A 16,692-nucleotide genomic window follows, 5' to 3' on the forward strand; every position below is an offset into this window, starting at 1 on the left:
ACGGCATGGCCCTGACACCGGAGGGCGGAACGGCCGACGCCGGCTGGCACCGCGTCCACCCGGCGTCGCCCTTTGTCCGCGGCTGGGTGGCGCTGGCCGCGCTGCTGTTCTTCTTCGGCCGCGACACGTTCGAACGCCTGCTCCAGGGCGGCCCGCTGTTCGACGAACGGTTCGCCGGGCGCGCGCCGTGGCTGCTGCTCGGCGGCGGCACGCTCCTGGTTCTCGCCGTGGCCGGCTTTATCCTCAGCTGGTACTTCACCCGCTACCAGGTGGCGGACGGCTACGTGCGCGTCAACTCCGGGTTCCTGTTCAAACAGCAGCGGCAGGCCCGGCTGGACCGGGTGCAGGCAATCGACGTCGTGCAGCCCCTGCTCGCGCGGATCTTCGGGCTCGCGGAACTGCGGTTCGAGGTCGCCGACGCCGGCGCATCGGCCGTGCACCTTGCCTACCTGCGCGCGGACGAGGCCCGCCGGCTCCGCGCCACGATCCTCGCCGGCGCCTCCGGTGCCACGACTCCGGCCGGTCCGGCCGCCCCTGCGGGGCCCGGCGGCGGGACCCAGGCGCCGCCGCGCCCCGGGCAACCGGAGCCCGCCGCCGTCGAAGCGCCGGAACGGACGGTACTGACCGTGCCGCCGTCGCGCCTGCTGGGCTCGGTGCTCCTGAGCGAGCAGAGCGTCGCCATCATGGCCGGCGGCATCGGCTCGGTGCTGCTCTCCGCCGTCACCGAGAACAGGAGTTTCACGGTCTTCCTGATCCCGGCCGCGATCGGGCTCATCGCGTCATACTGGTCAACGTTCAACCGGGGCTACAACTTCACCGCGGCCGTTTCCCCGGACGGCCTCCGGCTGCGTTACGGTCTGCTGGACACGCAGGCCCAGACCGTTCCGCCGGGCAGGATCCAGGCGCTGAAAGTCAGCCAGCCGCCCCTGTGGCGGGTGTTCGGCTGGTACCGGATGCAGGTCAATGTGGCCGGCTACGGCCTGGCAGGTAGCCCCGGCGAAGGATCGGCCCGGACCACCCTGCTGCCGGTAGGGTCCTTTGCCGACGTCCTGGCGCTCCTGGCCCTGGTGCTCCCCGAGCCCGGAACCCCGGACCCGGTGCGGGTCTTCACGGCGGGAATCACCGGCATGGCCCCTCGCCCCGCAGACCCGGACGCCGGGGGCCCGCAGGGCACCGACGACGGCTTCGTCACCACGCCGCGCCGGGCCCGGTTGCTGGCGCCGCTGGGCTGGCGGCGCAACGGCTACACCGCCACGGACACCGCACTGCTCCTGAGGTCCGGCCGGTGGTGGCGTAGCCTCGTGGTGGTGCCGCACCAGCGGACCCAGTCCATGGCGCTGGAGCAGGGGCCGCTGGCCCGGAGGTTCCGGGTGGCGGACCTGGTCCTGCACACCACGGCGGGTCCGGTCTCCCCGCGCCTCATCCACGCCGGCCTCGACGAAGCCCGGGAACTGCTGGACGCCCAGGCCGCCCGGGCCCGCGCCGCGCGCCGGCGCCAGAAGAGCGAGCACTGGATGGAACCGCCCGCCACGACCGTGCCAAAATCCGGCCCCCCTCAAGACGACCTCCAGAAAGGCCCGCATCATGGCTAAACCAGGACGCCTCGGCGTCGGAATCATCGGCGCCGGGAAGGTGGGCGCCGTCCTGGGGGCGGCCCTGCGCGGAGCCGAACACGCCGTCATCGGAGTGTCCGCCGTATCGGATGCGAGCCGCGAACGCGCCGAAACACTCCTGCCCGGCGTCCCGGTCCTGGATGTCCAGGACATCGTCGAACGCGCGGAGTTGGTCCTCCTCGCCGTTCCGGATGACGCCCTCGGCCCCCTCGTGCAGGGCCTCGCCAAGCTCGGCGCCTGGCAGCCCGGCCAGTTGGTGGCGCACACCTCAGGGCGCTTCGGCGTCGGGATTCTGCACCCGGTCCGTGCCGCCGGTGCCGTGCCGCTTGCGCTGCACCCCGCCATGACGTTCACGGGCATGAGCCTGGACCTGACCCGGCTCCTGGACTGCACGTTCGGCGTCACGGCCGATGCCGCGATGCTGCCGATCGCCCAGGCACTCGTCGTCGAAATGGGGGCCGAACCGGTGGCCATCGCCGAGGCCGACCGCGTCCTCTACCACGCCGCCCTCGCGCACGGCTCCAACCATCTGGTCACCCTCGTGGCGCAGGCCTCGCAACTCCTGCGCGAAGTGGGCGTCGAGGCCCCCGACCGGATGCTGGGACCGCTGCTGCGCGCCACGCTGGAGAACGCGCTCGCCTCCGGCGAAACGGCCCTGACCGGTCCCGTGGCGCGGGGGGATGCAGGCACCGTGGCAGCGCACGCCGCCGCCCTCCGCGAATACGACGCCGGTTCGGCCGGCGATATTCTGGAGGCGTACCTGGCCATGGCCCGTGCGACAGCCCGCCGGGCAGGAAGCCGCGGGCTGCTGAAGCCGGAACAACTCGACGGCATCGAACAGGCGCTCGGCGGACCCGGCCAGGACGGGCCGCCGGCCCCGGAAGGACCCTGACATGGCAATCCAACTCGTCACCACGGCGGCCGAACTGCGCGCCGCAAGCGCGCGGCTCCTGGAGCAGAAAGCCGGCGCATCCCAAGGGCTTGTGCCCACCATGGGCGCCCTGCACGAGGGACATGCCCGGCTGGCCCGGACCGCCGTCGCCCAGAACGACGTCGTGGTGGCCAGCATCTTCGTCAACCCCCTGCAGTTCGGTGAGGCCGCGGACCTGGACCGCTACCCCCGGACGCTGGAGGCCGATCTCGCCCTGCTCGACGCCGAGGGCGTGGACCTGGCCTTCGCCCCGGGTGTCGAGGAGGTCTACCCCGGCGGGCAGCCCCTCGTACGGATCACCGCCGGCCCGCTCGGTGACAAGTGGGAGGGAGCGTCCCGGCCCGGGCACTTCGACGGCGCCCTGACCGTCGTCGCCAAACTGCTTCACTACGGCATCCCCGGGACGGGGCTGCCCGGCGGCGGGCAGCCGGCCTACCGCGCCTACTTCGGCCAGAAGGACGCCCAGCAACTCGCACTCGTCCAGCGCATGGTGGCCGACCTGAACTTCCCTGTGGAGATCGTGCCCGTGCCGATCGTGCGCTCGGCCGACGGCCTGGCCCTGTCCAGCCGCAACCGCTTCCTCTCCGGCGCGGAACGGGAGGCCGCCCTGGTCCTCTCCCGGGCGCTGCGGCTCATCGAGGACCGGGCCAACGCCCACAAGCCCCTGGACCTCGACTCCGCGCAGGCCCTGGTCCGGTCCCAGCCGCTCGTGGAACTGGACTACTTCGACGTCGTCGATCCGCGGACCCTGGAACCCCTCGCCGAGAACTGCCGGGAGACCCCGTTCCGCGGCGACGGCCTGGCGATCATCGCCGCGAAGGTCGGTCCCGTCCGCCTGATCGACAACGTGCCGCTGAACGCCTGAACTCCTGACCCCGCGTTGCTTTTCCGGTGACGGGAATGCGGCCGGGGCTTAGACTGTTGGCACCTGCAGCAGCGCCGACGCCTGCCTCACCGGACCCACACGGCCGGACTCACTCGCAACTCCCTGGGGGAATTCCCATGTCAACAGACGTCTCTTCCAACGCCGCGGACGCCACCGCACCGGGCCCTGCTCCCGCCGGCCCCGCGCCGGCGGCGCCTGCCGCGCCAGCCGCATCGACAGTGAAGGCAGCGCAGGCAGCGCCGTCAGCGCCGGTGAAGATGCCGCGGGAGTCTGTCACCATCATCGCCACTCTGCTAGTGGCCACCTTCGTCGTGATCCTCAACGAGACGATCATGAACGTGGCCCTGCAGCGGCTGATGGTGGACCTGGGCGTCACTGCGCCCACGGTGCAGTGGCTGTCGACCGGATTCATGCTGACCATGGCCGTCGTCATTCCCACTACCGGGTTCATCCTGCAGCGGCTGTCCACCAGGGCCGTGTTCCTGCTCGCCATGGGGCTGTTCTCCGGCGGCACGCTGTTGGCCGCCGTCGCGCCGGGCTTTGGAGTCCTGCTGCTGGCCCGCATTGTCCAGGCCGGCGGAACGGCCATCATGCTCCCGCTGCTCATGACCACCATCCTTACGCTCGTTCCGCTGGAACGCCGCGGCGCCGTCATGGGCAACGTCAGTATCGCCATCTCGGTCGCGCCGGCGCTTGGCCCCACAGTCTCCGGGCTGATCCTGCAGCACTTCTCCTGGCGGTTCATGTTTGTCTTCGTGCTGCCGATCGCCCTCGCCGCACTGGTCATCGGGGCCAGGTACCTGACCAACATCGGCGAGACCGAGAAGACCAGGCTGGACGTTCTCTCGGTGATCCTCACCATCCCCGCCTTCGGTGGCCTGGTGTACGGGCTGAGCCAGATCGGCGGCGGCGACGCCGAGTCCCGAACGCCCGCGGTGCTGGCGCTGGCCGTCGGCGTCGTGGCCATGGCAGCGTTCGTTCTGCGCCAGCTGGCGCTGCAGAAGAGCGACCGGCCCCTGCTGGACCTGCGGGCCTTCCGTTTCCGGATGTTCACGGTGTCTGTGCTGCTGCTGGTCGTGGCCATGATCGCGCTGTTTGGCGCGGTGATCCTCCTGCCGCTGTACCTGCAGGAAATCCGCGGCCTGAAGTCACTCGAAACCGGTCTGGTGCTGCTGCCCGGGGGGCTCGCCATGGGCCTGCTGGGCCCCGTGATCGGCCGCCTCTTCGACAAGGTCGGGCCGCTGCCACTGACCGTGACGGGTTCGGTCATGATGGTCCTGGCGCTGTGGCAGTTCTCCATGCTCGACGCCGCGTCCCCGGTGGCGTGGATCATTGCCCTGCACGTGATGCTCAGCCTGGGCCTGGCGCTGTTGTTCACGCCCGCCTTCACCACCGGGCTCAACCCGCTGCCGCCGCACCTGTATTCACACGGCTCCGCCATCCTGAGCACGCTGCAGCAGGTGGCGGGCGCCGCCGGCACAGCGCTGCTGGTCTCGATCTACGCCTTCGTCGCGGCAGCGTCGGGCATGGTTGCGGGCATGCACGCCGCCTTCCTGACGGCGGCCGTCATATCGGTCGCCGCCGTCGTCCTGTCCGCCATGATGCGCAAGACCGAAGGCGCGGCCCACCCCGCCGCCCACTAGCAGCGCAAACAGCAGCGCAAACAACAACGCGGGGTCACTTAGCGCCGGTCCGGATCCGGAATCGGCGCTAAGTGACCCCGCGTTGCTGTGTCGGGGCGGACGGTCAGCCGGCGTAGAACGCGCTGAGCTCGGTGATGAGCTTGTCCGGGGCCTTGTTGACGCCGTCGTGGCCCATGCCCGGCAGGATCGTGTAGCTGGAGCCGGACAGGACGTCGTGGATCTGGGCGCAGGCCACACCGAAGTAGGCCGGGCTCTTTTCGCCCACGATGATGAGCGTCTCCAGCGGCAGTTCCAGGAAGGGTTCGGCCGGCATGTCGGCGGCGATGATCGCCTTGATCTCGCGGACACCGGTCTGCATGAGGTCGCGCAGCTGCTTGCCGATCGGGGTCCCTGCCGAGAGCTTGTTCGCCAGCGTCAGCATGGACAGCGGCATCCGGGACAGCGCACTGCCGGTCTCCAGGCCCTTGAGCAGGACGGCGAGGGCGCGGTCGTCGTCGCCGGCCGCGGTCGCCCGCTCGTATTCGGCGGTCCAGTCCGCCGTGACGCTGTGGTTGACGGACACGGCGGGGTCGTACACGGCCAGGCGTTCCACCGGCAGGGTGCGGGCCGCGTGCAGGGCCACCGCCCCGCCGAAGCTGTGCCCGAAGACATCCGTGCTGGACGTGTACTTCATGACGGCGTCGAGGTCGCGGATGTCCACGTCCAGGGTGTAGTCCTCAGGCTGCGGGGAAGACGAACCGCGGCCGCGCCGGTTGAAGGTGTGCACCGGCCGGCCCAGGGACGCGCTGAGTTTCTGCGCGAAACGCGTGTAGTCGGCAGCCGTCACCATGGAGGCCGGCACGACGACGATGCCCGAACCGGCCGAGGCGAGCTCGGCGCCCGTGCTGAAAAGCTCGATCGTTCCGCCGTCGGCGGTTCTGATGTTCTCGCGGGTCATGCTCCGAGCCTAGCCGAGCCCGCGCCCCGCTGCAGTAAGTTGCCGTGGGGTGCGGGAGCCCCTAGCTGCCCAGCCGGCCGCCGGAAACTTCGAGGTAGCAGGAACCGCACAGCGACTCGTACCAGACGTCCTGGCCGTCGATCGCCACCTGGTTGCCGTCGAACACCACCTGGTCGCCGATCCGGCGGGTGTTGAAGATGGCCTTCCGCCCGCACCGGCAGATGGTCTTGAGTTCTTCAAGGGTGTGCGCGATCTCCAGCAGGCGCAGGGACCCGGGGAAGGCGCGGGTCCGGAAGTCGGTGCGGATCCCGTAGGCAAGCACCGGGACGTCGTCCAGGACCGCGATGCGGAACAGATCATCCACCTGCTCCGGCTCCAGGAACTGGGCCTCATCCACCAGCAGGCAGGCCACGGGCGGGGTGTCGACGTGCTGGAGCAGGGCATCGGGATCGTCGCCGTGGGCCTGGTCGGTGAAGAGCTTGCGGGCGGACGCGCCGGCGGGGATCAGGAAGTCCACCGTCCGGGTCATGCCCAGCCGGGACACGACGTCGGCGTCGCCCTTGGTGTCCACGTCCGGCTTGGCCAGCAGGACCCGCTGCCCGCGCTCCTCATAGTTGAACGCCGCCTGCAGCAGGCCCGTGGACTTGCCGGAGTTCATGGCGCCGTAGCGGAAATAAAGCTTGGCCAAGGGGGTCCTTTCGAAAGGGTCGCCCCCGATTCTAGCTGGCCGGTCCGCGCCGCGGGCGGCCCGGGAAGCGCCCCGGGAACGCGGGCATGCCGCCGGCCATGATCCCCATCCTGCCGCCCGCCATGCTGCCGGTCCCGCGGCCGGGCGCCGGGGATGCGGCGCCCGGACCGCCGAGCAGGAACCGTGCAGCCCTGAGCGCCAGCCGGTTCCCCGGCCGGATGGGGCCCTCGTGCAGCTGCCCGGGAACCACGGCGAAGGTCATTGCGGGGACGGCGGCGGCGAGCTGGCGGCCGGTCTCGGCGAAATATCCGGGACTCCAGCCGCCGCTGAGCAGCAGCGTGGGGGTGGTGATGCCGACGAAATCGTCGAGCTCGGCGTCGGCCGCCAGCACGGCCCGCATTTCCGCAACGGCAGTGGGCAGCAGGTCCCGCATTTCGGCGCCCAGGCTGGTCCGGGCCGAGAGGATGCTCAGCATGCGCAACGCGCCCAGGGGCAGCCGGGACACCGGACCCGCCGTCTCAAGTCCCTGCACCAGGTGGGCCCAAGCCTCGTCAAGCTTCCCGGCGGCCACCGAGCGCTCGAGCTCGGGCCGCCAGCGTTGGGTGAGGCTGCCGGAGAGGCTGACGGCCGCGTCATAAGTCACCATCCGCCGGATGGGTAAGCTACGGGCGGCCTGGAGGGCCACGAAGCCGCCATAGCTATGCGCCACGACATCGCTGCCGCCCGTCTCGCGGAGCACGGCGGCGAGGTCGGCGACTTCGGTGGCAGCCGAATAGCCGGCCGGCTGGGGCGAGGAACCGGCGCGGCCGCGCCGGTTATAGCAATGCACCGGCCGGTCCAGCAGCCGGGCGAGTTTTCGGGCAAACGGCTGGTACAGCGCGTCCGTGACCAGCGTTCCGTGCACGACGACGACCCCGGTCCCGGGCCCGCCCGGCCCGTGTCCCGCCGGACGGAATGTATGCACCTCAAGGCGCCCCTCGGCGTCGTCTGTCCTCACAGTCCACGTCTCCACAGCCCTGAGTCTATTCCCGCGCCCTGGGCGCCCCGCCTGCGCTGGTGCACCCCCGGGTGCCGCCGGGCGGAACCCGGCCGGGACCCCGGGGACCCGGCCGGGCGGAAATCGGCGGTAAACTTGGGGATTGTGACTTCCCAAAACACCCCTGCCCCGAACACCGCCGCCGAGCCGCACGATGCCAGCGAACAGACGCGCATCCGCATGGAGAAGCGCGCCAAGCTGATCGAACGCGGCGTCGAGGCATATCCGGTGGGTGTCGAGCGTTCACACTCGCTCACGGAAATCCGGGAGAAATACGCCCACCTGCAGGCCGACGAGACCACCGGCCATGTCGTCGGCGTCACCGGCCGCATCGTGTTCATCCGCAACACGGGCAAGCTCTGCTTCGCCACCCTCCAGGAGGGCGGCCTGGACGGCAAGGCCGTCCGGCTGCAGGTGATGCTGAGCCTGGCAAACGTAGGCGAGGAAGCGCTCGCGGACTGGAAGGCCCTCGTGGACCTGGGCGACCACGTCTTCATCACCGGCGAAGTCATCTCCTCGCGCCGCGGCGAGCTGTCCGTCATGGCGGATTCCTGGACCATGGCCTCGAAGGCACTGCGCCCGCTGCCCGTGCTGCACGCCGAACTGAACGAGGAAACCCGCGTCCGCCAGCGCTACGTCGACCTGATTGTCCGTGACGAGGCCCGCGAGATGGTCTACACCCGCGCCGCGATCACCCGCTCCATCCGCGAAACCCTGCACCGCCAGGGCTATGTCGAGGTGGAAACGCCCATGCTGCAGCTGGTCCACGGCGGCGCCACGGCCCGGCCTTTCGAGACGCACATGAACGCCTTCGACCAGAAGATGACGCTGCGCATCGCCACCGAGCTCTACCTCAAGCGCACGGTTGTCGGCGGGATCGACCGTGTCTACGACATGGGCCGGGTCTTCCGCAACGAGGGCGTCGACTCCACGCACAGCCCGGAATTCACCACCCTGGAGTCCTACGAGGCATGGGCGGACCAGTTCGTCATGGCCGACCGGATCAAGGAAATCATCCTGGATGCCGCCGACGCCGCCGGTGCGGGCCGCGTCCTGCAGACCGAGGCGGGGGAGATCAACCTCGACGGCGACTGGGCCTGGATGGCGGTCTACCCTGGACTCTCCGAGTTCGTCGGCCAGGAAGTCACCCCCGACACCCCAGCCGAAGAACTGCTGAAACTGGCCGCCAAGCACGAGGTCAAGGTCGATGCCGGGTGGGACGCCGAGAAGCTCGTCGTCGAACTTTTCGGCGAACTCGTGGAGCCCACGCTGCTGAATCCCACGTTCGTCTACGATTACCCGCCGTCGGCCCAGCCGCTGGCGCGCCAGCACCGCGAGGACGGACGCCTGATCGAGGCCTGGGACCTCATCATTGGCGGTATGGAGCGCGGCACCGCGTTCTCCGAACTGATCGACCCCGTGATCCAGCGCGAACGGCTCACCGAGCAGTCCCGCCGCTCCGCCGCGGGTGACGTGGAAGCCATGCAGCTGGACGAAGACTTCCTCCGTGCCCTCGAATACGGCGCGCCGCCCATGGGCGGGATCGGTCTGGGCATCGACCGCCTTGTCATGCTCTTCACCGGTGCCGGCATCCGCGAGACCATCCTGTTCCCCCTGCTGAAGCCCGAAGGACACTGAGCATGGACTACATCGCCGTCTTGCTGCCCCCAATCGTGGTGGGCCTGCTTTTCTGGTTTGCCATGAAATCGATATTCAATGCCGACAAATCCGAGCGGCAGGCCGAGGCCCGCGCCCACGCCGAAGCGGAGGCCCGGGCGGAAGCCCAAATCAAGCGTCCGGATTCCGGGCCCGTTGGCGGCTAATTCCCCGAAAACTGGTAATAGTGCCCTATTGCCGTCTGCGGCTTTCCTTGGGCGCAGTTTTACGCTTTGACTCCCTGCTGTAACGCGGAGGATACTTTTTACAGATACATCCTGCTTTTCTAAACACTCGTCCATTTGGAAAGAGAGTCTTTTATGGCACAGAAAGTAAAAATCATCCTCGTGGATGATCTGGATGGGGGATCCGCAGACGAAACTGTCCGGTTTGGCCTTGACGGCGTGAGCTACGAAATCGACTTGTCGGCCAGCAACGCATCAGAACTCCGCGGCGCCGTGGAGCGATTTGTGACGCACGCCCGCAAGACGTCAAGCGGGCGCGCCACGCGCACGAAAATTTCCACCGGCCGGAATCAGGACTCTGCCCAGATCCGTCAGTGGGCGCGCGACAACGGGTATGCGGTAAACAACCGCGGGCGTATCCAGGCGGAAATTCAGGAAGCTTACCAAAAGGCTAATTCCTAGCCCGGAGGCGCGCGGCAGGACACGGTTTCAAAGCCCCTCGCCACGTTCAAAGGCGGCAACGCCGCGCAATAAATGACAGTGCCCCCGTCTTTCCGGCGGGGGCATTGCCATGCCGCCGGTGCCCGCGCGCCGGCCCACCGCTCCGGCCCCTGCTCCCGGGCAGGCCGCCGGCCCGCTCCGCCGGGTTCGGGCCCCGCGGAGCGCCCTCCGGGGCCTGCCGGGGGCAGGTGCCGGGAGGGCCCCGGTGGCAGCAGTCAACCCTCCGGTTTCCCCTGTGGCGAACAAGCCCCAAATCTGGAACCCGGCCACGTAGCATCAAAGTACGTCGTAGCTAGGAGTGTGGCGAAATGTTTGAGCGATTTACGGACCGTGCCCGTCGCGTAGTTGTGCTTGCCCAAGAAGAGGCACGCATGCTGAACCACAATTACATTGGTACCGAACACATCCTCTTGGGTCTGATCCATGAGGGTGAAGGTGTTGCCGCCAAGGCCCTTGAATCCTTGAGCATTTCGCTCGACGGTGTCCGCGAGCAGGTGCAGGAGATTATCGGTCAGGGCCAGCAGGCGCCGTCGGGCCACATCCCCTTCACCCCGCGTGCCAAGAAGGTCCTTGAGCTCTCCCTCCGGGAGGCCCTGCAGTTGGGACATAACTACATCGGTACCGAGCACATCCTCCTCGGCCTCATCCGTGAGGGCGAAGGCGTGGCGGCGCAGGTGCTCGTCAAGCTCGGCGCCGACCTCAACCGTGTCCGCCAGCAGGTCATCCAGCTGCTCTCCGGCTACCAGGGCAAGGAAGCCACGGGCGCGGGCGTCGGCTCGAGCCAGGCCGAGGGCACCCCTGCCGGGTCCGTGGTCCTGGATCAGTTCGGCCGCAACCTGACCCAGGCCGCGCGCGAGAACAAGCTGGACCCGGTGATCGGCCGCGAGCAGGAAATGGAACGCGTCATGCAGGTCCTTTCCCGCCGCACCAAGAACAACCCGGTGCTGATCGGCGAGCCCGGCGTCGGCAAGACCGCAGTCGTCGAAGGCCTGGCCCAGGCGATCGTCCGCGGCGATGTCCCGGAGACCATCAAGGACAAGCAGCTGTACACCCTGGACCTCGGGTCCCTCGTGGCCGGCTCCCGCTACCGCGGTGACTTCGAAGAGCGCCTGAAGAAGGTCCTCAAGGAGATCCGCACCCGCGGGGACATCATCCTGTTCATCGATGAGATCCACACCCTGGTGGGTGCCGGTGCCGCCGAAGGCGCCATCGACGCAGCCTCGATCCTCAAGCCCATGCTGGCACGCGGCGAGCTCCAGACCATCGGTGCGACCACGCTGGACGAGTACCGCAAGCACATCGAGAAGGACGCTGCGCTGGAGCGCCGCTTCCAGCCCATCCAGGTCAAGGAACCCTCCGTCGCGCACGCGATCGAAATCCTCAAGGGCCTCCGCGACCGGTATGAGGCCCACCACCGCGTCACCATCACCGACGGCGCCCTCGCCTCCGCGGCCAGCCTGTCCGAGCGCTACATCTCGGACCGGTTCCTGCCGGACAAGGCGATCGACCTGATCGACGAGGCCGGTGCGCGGCTGCGCATCCGCCGCATGACCGCTCCGCCGGAGCTCAAGGTCATGGACGAGAAGATCGCCGCCATGAAGCTGGAGAAGGAATCCGCGATCGACGCGCAGGACTTCGAAGGTGCCGCGTCGTTGCGCGACAAGGAGCAGAAGCTCATTGCCGAGCGCGCCGAGAAGGAACGCCAGTGGAAGACCGGCGGCATGGACGACATCTCCGAAGTTGATGAGGATCTCATCGCCGAGGTGCTGGCGAACTCCACCGGCATTCCGGTCTTCAAGCTGACCGAGGAAGAGTCCTCGCGCCTGCTGAAGATGGAAGACGAACTGCACAAGCGTGTGGTCGGCCAGGACGAGGCCATCAAGGCCCTCTCCCAGGCGATCCGCCGCACCCGTGCCGGCCTGAAGGACCCCAAGCGTCCCGGCGGCTCGTTCATCTTCGCCGGCCCCACCGGCGTCGGCAAGACCGAACTCGCCAAGGCCCTCGCGGAGTTCCTGTTCGGCGAGGAAGACGCGCTGATCACCCTGGACATGTCCGAATACTCGGAGAAGCACACCGTGTCACGGCTCTTCGGTGCACCTCCGGGCTACGTGGGCTATGAAGAGGGCGGCCAGCTGACCGAGAAGGTCCGGCGTCGTCCGTTCTCCGTGGTCTTGTTCGATGAAGTGGAAAAGGCGCACGCCGACCTCTTCAACTCGCTGCTGCAGATCCTGGAAGACGGCCGCCTGACCGACTCCCAGGGCCGTGTGGTGGACTTCAAGAACACCGTGATCATCATGACCACCAACCTCGGCACCCGGGACATCTCCAAGAGCGTCGCGACCGGCTTCCAGTCCGGAACCGACACCCAGACCGGCTACAACCGGATGCGTGCCCGCGTCACGGAAGAACTGAAGCAGCACTTCCGCCCCGAGTTCCTGAACCGTGTTGACGACGTTGTGGTCTTCCCGCAGCTGACCCAGGACGAGATCATCGAGATCGTGGACCTGTTCGTGACCCGCCTGGAGAAGCGGCTCAAGGACAAGGACATGGGCATCGAACTGACCAAGGCGGCCAAGGTGCTCCTGGCGACCCGCGGCTACGACCCCGCCATGGGTGCCCGGCCGCTGCGCCGCACCATCCAGCGCGAGATCGAGGACCAGCTCTCCGAGAAGATCCTCTTCGGCGAACTGCACTCCGGCGACATCGTGGTGGTGGATGTTGAAGGCGAGGGCGACGACGCGAAGTTCACCTTCGCCGGCAACGCCAAGCCGCGCATCCCGGAAATCGCCCCGAGCGTCTAGCCGCGAATGCCAAAGGCCCCGGCCGCTTCCTAATGGAGCGGCCGGGGCCTTCTGCGTTGTGGCGCCGGGCGGCGGTCCTCAGGCGGTGACGGTGATCCAGTCCCCGTCGATGGCTGCGGTCAGCGGCGCGAGGGGGCGGCGGGCCGGCCCGGAAATGACGCTTCCGTCCGCTCCCTTAAAAGTGGAGCCGTGGCAGGGGCACTCGAAGTCCTGGCCGGACGGGGCGACAGGGCAGCCGGCGTGCGTGCAGGTCGCGTCGTAGGCCAGGACCTTGCGGTCTTCAGGCCGGAAAACGACGACCGTCTTGCCGTTGGCGTTCCCGGTGGCGGTGGAGCCCACGGTGATGTCGGTGAGCTTGCCGATCCGGACAGGCGTGCCGGCCGGTTCCGGTGCGCCGGGGGCCGTCGTCGGGGCAGCGCTGTCTGTCGGTGCTACGGAGCATGCGGACAGGGCCAGGCCGCCGCCAACCGTGGCGGCCGCGCCGAGCAGCATGGAACGTCTGGGCAGGGACTTGTCAGGGTTCATGGACCCAGCATGCCAAGTCCGGCTGAAAAGTTCCTGCAATCCGGGACTGCCGGCGCCCGTGGCGGTGTTCCGGGGACGGGTCCAGTGAAGGGGCTGGTTCACTCTCAGTGAACTTTTTGTGATCGATGCCACAAGCGGTGTTGAATCGGTGCATGGCTGCCAAGGACTCAGAGACCCTGAGCGAACAACCCGAGACCCCGTTCCACGATCTGGACCATTACCTCGCCATCCCGCGGGTGAGTGGTCTGGCCCTCAGCCCCGACGGCGCGCGGCTGGTGACCACCGTCGCCACCCTCAACGCCAAGGGAACCGAATACTGCACGGCCCTGTGGGAGATCGATCCGCGGGGAGAGGTCCAGGCCCGCCGCATCACGCGCAGCGCCAAGGGCGAAGCGGGCGCAGTGTTTGCCGCCAACGGTGACCTGTACTTCACCTCGGCCCGTCCGGACCCGGAGAGCCCCGACGCCGATCCCGTCAACGCCCTGTGGGTGCTGCCGGCCGGCGGCGGCGAAGCCCGGGTGGCCCTGACCCGCGCCGGCGGAGTCAGCGGGATCCTGGCTGCGAGGGACGCCGACGTGCTGGTGGCCGCGGCCGCGGTTCTGGCCGGCGCCACCGACGAGGACAACGACGAGGAGCGCCGCAAGGCCCGCAAGGACAAGAAGGTCGCCGCCATCCTGCACAGCGGCTACCCCGTCCGCTACTGGGACGCCGACCTCGGCCCCGCCCAGCCACGGTTGTTCGCCGTCGGCCCCGGGGAAGAAACGGCGGCCGGCAAACCGGGGACGGTCGACGCCGCGCCGCCGCTAGAGCTCCGCAACCTGACGCCCGACGCCGGCGCGGGACTGCGCGACGCCGAGTCGGTGATCAGCCCGGACGGCAAGACAATCTACAGCAGCTTCATGAAGCCGCTGGCCGGGGCGGATTCCCGCTCCCTGCTGGTCGCCATCGATGTCGCCACCGGCACCAGGACAGTGCTGCTGGACACGGACGGGATCAATTACTTCCCCGGGCCGGTCAGCCCGGATAACCGCACCCTCGTGGTGGTCAGTGAAAGCGATACCACACCGGTTGCGGCCCCGCAGATTAAGCTCCACCTCCTCGACGTCGGCGCACCGGCAGGCGAGGGCGCGTTGACGCCGCTTGCCCACGACTGGGACCGCTGGGCCCGCCCCGCCGCGTGGCTGCCGGACGGCTCGGCCCTGCTTGTCACCGCCGACGAGGACGGCGCCGCGCCGGTCTTCCGGATCCCGGTGGCGGCGGAACCCGGCCAGGCAGTCCAGGTCTCACGCCTGACGGACGACGCCGCCGCCTACACCGACGTCGTAATCGCACCGGACGGGCACAACGCCTACGCCCTGCGCAGCTCTTACGAATTCCCCGCCGAACCCGTGCGGATCGACCTCGCCGGCGGCGGCGTCGTACGCCTGCAGGCGCCGGCGGCGCGCCCGTTGTACAAGGGCAGGCTGGAACGGGTGGAGGCGACGGCGCCGGACGGCGCACGGGTGCCCGCGTACCTGGCGCTTCCTGAGGGGGCCTCGGCCGCGAGTCCTGCACCGCTGCTGCTCTGGATCCACGGCGGCCCGCTGGGCTCCTGGAACGCCTGGACCTGGCGCTGGAACCCCTGGCTCCTGGTGGCCCGCGGCTACGCGGTGCTGCTGCCGGACCCTGCCCTCTCCACCGGATACGGGCAGGACTACATCCAGCGCGGCTGGGGTGAATGGGGCAAAGCACCGTTCACGGACCTGATGGCCATCACCGACGCCGTGGTGCAGCGCCCGGACATTGACGAGACCCGCACAGCGGCCATGGGCGGCTCCTTCGGCGGCTACATGGCCAACTGGGTGGCCGGGCACACCGACCGCTTCAAGGCAATCGTCACCCACGCCAGCCTCTGGGCCCTGGACCAGTTCGGTCCCACCACGGACGCCGCGCAGTACTGGCTCAAGGAAATGTCGGCCGGGATGGCGATGGAGAATTCCCCGCATCTGCACGTGGAGAACATCCGGACGCCGATGCTCGTCATCCACGGGGACAAGGACTACCGCGTGCCGATCGGCGAGGGGCTCCGGCTCTGGTACGAACTGCTCGCGAAGTCGCAGCTCGCGGCCGACGAGAACGGTGAAACCGACCACCGCTTCCTATACTTCCCGGACGAGAACCACTGGATCCTGCAGCCGCAGCATGCCAAGGTCTGGTACGGCGTCGTGGAGCACTTCCTGGCCAGGAACCTGCTGGAAAAAGACATCCCCGTCCCCGACGAGCTGGGGCTCTGACGCCGCGGGCCCGGGTCCGGCCGCGGGCCTGCCGGACCCGGAGCCCCCGTAAGATTGGGCTGTGACTGAGACGATCCGCATCCGCCCTGCCCGCACCGGCGACGTCGCCGCCATCAAGACCCTCGTGGCGCCGCTGGCCGAACAGCGGATCCTCATGGCCAAGGAAACGGTGGCCTATTACGAAAGCCTGCAGGAATTCCGGATTGCCGAATCGGACGACGGCGAGGTCATCGGCTGCGGTGCCCTGCACGTCATGTGGGAGGACCTTGCCGAGGTGCGCACCCTCGCGGCCGCGGACGCCTGGCGGGGCAAAGGGGTGGGCCACGCGCTGGTCGAACGCCTGCTGGAGGAGGCCCGCGCCCTGGGCGTATCCCGCGTTTTCTGCCTGACCTTTGAGGTCGACTTCTTCAAGAAGCACGGCTTCGAAGTCATGGCCGACCAGACCGCCGTGGACCCCGTGGTGTATTCCGAACTCCTGCGCTCCCATGACGAAGGCGTGGCCGAGTTCCTCGACCTGGCCCGGGTCAAGCCGAACACCCTGGGCAACACAAGGATGATCAAGGCGCTGTAGTGCGGCCGCCCCAAGGCTTCCCTTCAATAAATTTGGTGGATAAACTGATCCCGGCCCAGGGGGTGGGCCACCAAACTTTCGGAGGCAAAAAATTGCATAACGACGTGATTTTCCCCGATTTCTCCGCTTTTCGCAGTCCAGCCGCCAGTGCCCCGGCAGCGCCGCCGGGCCAGGCCGTGGGGGCGCAGGACCTGCCGTCGCCGGCCCCGGTCGCCGCCGAACCGCCGGCGCTGGATCCGGTTGCCACGGAAAAGGCCGCCAACCCGGAGCCTGAGGCACCTGCGCCACCGCCGCCCGCAACCCGCGCCCGCAAGGGCAGACTCGCCGCTCCGCCGTTCTCCTGGCTGGGCGGCGACGCGTGGCCGCACTTCCCGGCGTGGGCCGACAAGAAGGCCTGAACGCCGCCAAATTGCCCGGGAACGCGAGCCTACCGCCGGCCCGGCCCC

Annotated in this window: 15 protein-coding genes; 11 read left to right on the plus strand and 4 right to left on the minus strand. The window is 68.8% G+C overall.

Translation table 11 applies throughout. The features are described 5' to 3' along the window. Nucleotides 1–5 precede the first annotated feature (5 nt). The 4 genes from CFN17_RS07990 (at nt 6) to CFN17_RS08005 (ending at nt 5,073) form a co-directional block, all read left to right on the plus strand. A complete protein-coding gene (locus CFN17_RS07990; RefSeq protein ID WP_208750880.1) occupies nt 6–1,592 on the plus strand; it encodes a PH domain-containing protein in 1,587 nt (528 codons plus the stop codon). Beyond that, nucleotides 1,585–2,505: a Rossmann-like and DUF2520 domain-containing protein gene (locus CFN17_RS07995; RefSeq protein WP_208750881.1), complete on the plus strand. Its 921-nt coding sequence runs from the start codon at nt 1,585–1,587 to the stop codon at nt 2,503–2,505. Before CFN17_RS07990 ends, CFN17_RS07995 begins: the two co-directional genes overlap by 8 nt. A 1-nt stretch (nt 2,506) precedes the next feature. Next, nucleotides 2,507–3,409: a pantoate--beta-alanine ligase gene (gene panC, locus CFN17_RS08000; RefSeq protein WP_208750882.1), complete on the plus strand. Its 903-nt coding sequence runs from the start codon at nt 2,507–2,509 to the stop codon at nt 3,407–3,409. Nucleotides 3,410–3,546: 137 nt separating this feature from the next. Next, entirely contained in the window at nt 3,547–5,073 is a 1,527-nt protein-coding gene (locus tag CFN17_RS08005; RefSeq protein WP_208750883.1) for a DHA2 family efflux MFS transporter permease subunit, read from the plus strand. Nucleotides 5,074–5,176: 103 nt separating this feature from the next. Here the strand turns inward: CFN17_RS08005 and CFN17_RS08010 are convergent, their stop codons facing one another. The 3 genes from CFN17_RS08010 to CFN17_RS08020 all read right to left on the minus strand — a co-directional run bounded on the left by CFN17_RS08010 (nt 5,177) and on the right by CFN17_RS08020 (nt 7,710). Further along, complete coding sequence (locus CFN17_RS08010; protein WP_208750884.1) at nt 5,177–6,010, minus strand: alpha/beta fold hydrolase; 834 nt, start codon at nt 6,008–6,010, stop codon at nt 5,177–5,179. Between the two features lie 61 nt (nt 6,011–6,071). Further along, a complete protein-coding gene (locus CFN17_RS08015; protein ID WP_208750885.1) occupies nt 6,072–6,698 on the minus strand; it encodes a thymidine kinase in 627 nt (208 codons plus the stop codon). Nucleotides 6,699–6,729: 31 nt separating this feature from the next. Next, nucleotides 6,730–7,710 (minus strand): alpha/beta fold hydrolase, encoded by a 981-nt coding sequence (locus CFN17_RS08020; RefSeq protein ID WP_208750886.1) that lies wholly within the window; start codon nt 7,708–7,710, stop codon nt 6,730–6,732. A 129-nt stretch (nt 7,711–7,839) separates the two neighbouring features. On the opposite strand from CFN17_RS08020, the gene lysS reads away from it, so the two are divergent. The 4 genes from lysS (at nt 7,840) to CFN17_RS08040 (ending at nt 12,877) form a co-directional block, all read left to right on the plus strand. Beyond that, complete coding sequence (gene lysS / locus CFN17_RS08025) at nt 7,840–9,372, plus strand: lysine--tRNA ligase (RefSeq protein ID WP_208750887.1); 1,533 nt, start codon at nt 7,840–7,842, stop codon at nt 9,370–9,372. Between the two features lie 2 nt (nt 9,373–9,374). Then, nucleotides 9,375–9,557, plus strand: coding sequence for a hypothetical protein (locus CFN17_RS08030; RefSeq protein WP_208750888.1), 183 nt, complete (start codon nt 9,375–9,377; stop codon nt 9,555–9,557). A 153-nt stretch (nt 9,558–9,710) separates the two neighbouring features. After that, nucleotides 9,711–10,037: an Lsr2 family protein gene (locus CFN17_RS08035; protein ID WP_208750889.1), complete on the plus strand. Its 327-nt coding sequence runs from the start codon at nt 9,711–9,713 to the stop codon at nt 10,035–10,037. Nucleotides 10,038–10,384: 347 nt separating this feature from the next. After that, complete coding sequence (locus CFN17_RS08040) at nt 10,385–12,877, plus strand: ATP-dependent Clp protease ATP-binding subunit (protein WP_208750890.1); 2,493 nt, start codon at nt 10,385–10,387, stop codon at nt 12,875–12,877. A gap of 78 nt (nt 12,878–12,955) precedes the next feature. On the opposite strand, the gene CFN17_RS08045 is transcribed toward CFN17_RS08040, so the two are convergent. Next, a complete protein-coding gene (locus CFN17_RS08045; protein ID WP_208750891.1) occupies nt 12,956–13,402 on the minus strand; it encodes a ubiquinol-cytochrome c reductase iron-sulfur subunit in 447 nt (148 codons plus the stop codon). Between the two features lie 152 nt (nt 13,403–13,554). On the opposite strand from CFN17_RS08045, the gene CFN17_RS08050 reads away from it, so the two are divergent. The 3 genes from CFN17_RS08050 to CFN17_RS08060 all read left to right on the plus strand — a co-directional run bounded on the left by CFN17_RS08050 (nt 13,555) and on the right by CFN17_RS08060 (nt 16,644). After that, entirely contained in the window at nt 13,555–15,675 is a 2,121-nt protein-coding gene (locus CFN17_RS08050) for a prolyl oligopeptidase family serine peptidase (RefSeq protein WP_208750892.1), read from the plus strand. Between the two features lie 61 nt (nt 15,676–15,736). Beyond that, nucleotides 15,737–16,246, plus strand: a complete 510-nt coding sequence (locus CFN17_RS08055) for an amino-acid N-acetyltransferase (RefSeq protein ID WP_208750893.1) — start codon at nt 15,737–15,739, stop codon at nt 16,244–16,246. Nucleotides 16,247–16,350: 104 nt separating this feature from the next. Further along, nucleotides 16,351–16,644: a hypothetical protein gene (locus tag CFN17_RS08060; RefSeq protein WP_208750894.1), complete on the plus strand. Its 294-nt coding sequence runs from the start codon at nt 16,351–16,353 to the stop codon at nt 16,642–16,644. The last annotated feature ends 48 nt before the right edge of the window (nt 16,645–16,692 follow it).

This window comes from Arthrobacter sp. PM3 (genome assembly GCF_003352915.1).
Classification (GTDB): Bacteria; Actinomycetota; Actinomycetes; order Actinomycetales; family Micrococcaceae; genus Arthrobacter.

Excerpts from the sequence above, each read along its gene's own strand:
- CFN17_RS07990 (WP_208750880.1), top strand. The coding sequence starts at position 6 with ATGGCCCTGACACCGGAGGGCGGAACGGCCGACGCCGGCTGGCACCGC.
- CFN17_RS07995 (WP_208750881.1), top strand. The coding sequence starts at position 1,585 with ATGGCTAAACCAGGACGCCTCGGCGTCGGAATCATCGGCGCCGGGAAG.
- panC (WP_208750882.1), top strand. The coding sequence starts at position 2,507 with ATGGCAATCCAACTCGTCACCACGGCGGCCGAACTGCGCGCCGCAAGC.
- CFN17_RS08005 (WP_208750883.1), top strand. The coding sequence starts at position 3,547 with ATGTCAACAGACGTCTCTTCCAACGCCGCGGACGCCACCGCACCGGGC.
- CFN17_RS08010 (WP_208750884.1), bottom strand. The coding sequence starts at position 6,010 with ATGACCCGCGAGAACATCAGAACCGCCGACGGCGGAACGATCGAGCTT.
- CFN17_RS08030 (WP_208750888.1), top strand. The coding sequence starts at position 9,375 with ATGGACTACATCGCCGTCTTGCTGCCCCCAATCGTGGTGGGCCTGCTT.
- CFN17_RS08035 (WP_208750889.1), top strand. The coding sequence starts at position 9,711 with ATGGCACAGAAAGTAAAAATCATCCTCGTGGATGATCTGGATGGGGGA.
- CFN17_RS08040 (WP_208750890.1), top strand. The coding sequence starts at position 10,385 with ATGTTTGAGCGATTTACGGACCGTGCCCGTCGCGTAGTTGTGCTTGCC.
- CFN17_RS08045 (WP_208750891.1), bottom strand. The coding sequence starts at position 13,402 with ATGAACCCTGACAAGTCCCTGCCCAGACGTTCCATGCTGCTCGGCGCG.
- CFN17_RS08050 (WP_208750892.1), top strand. The coding sequence starts at position 13,555 with ATGGCTGCCAAGGACTCAGAGACCCTGAGCGAACAACCCGAGACCCCG.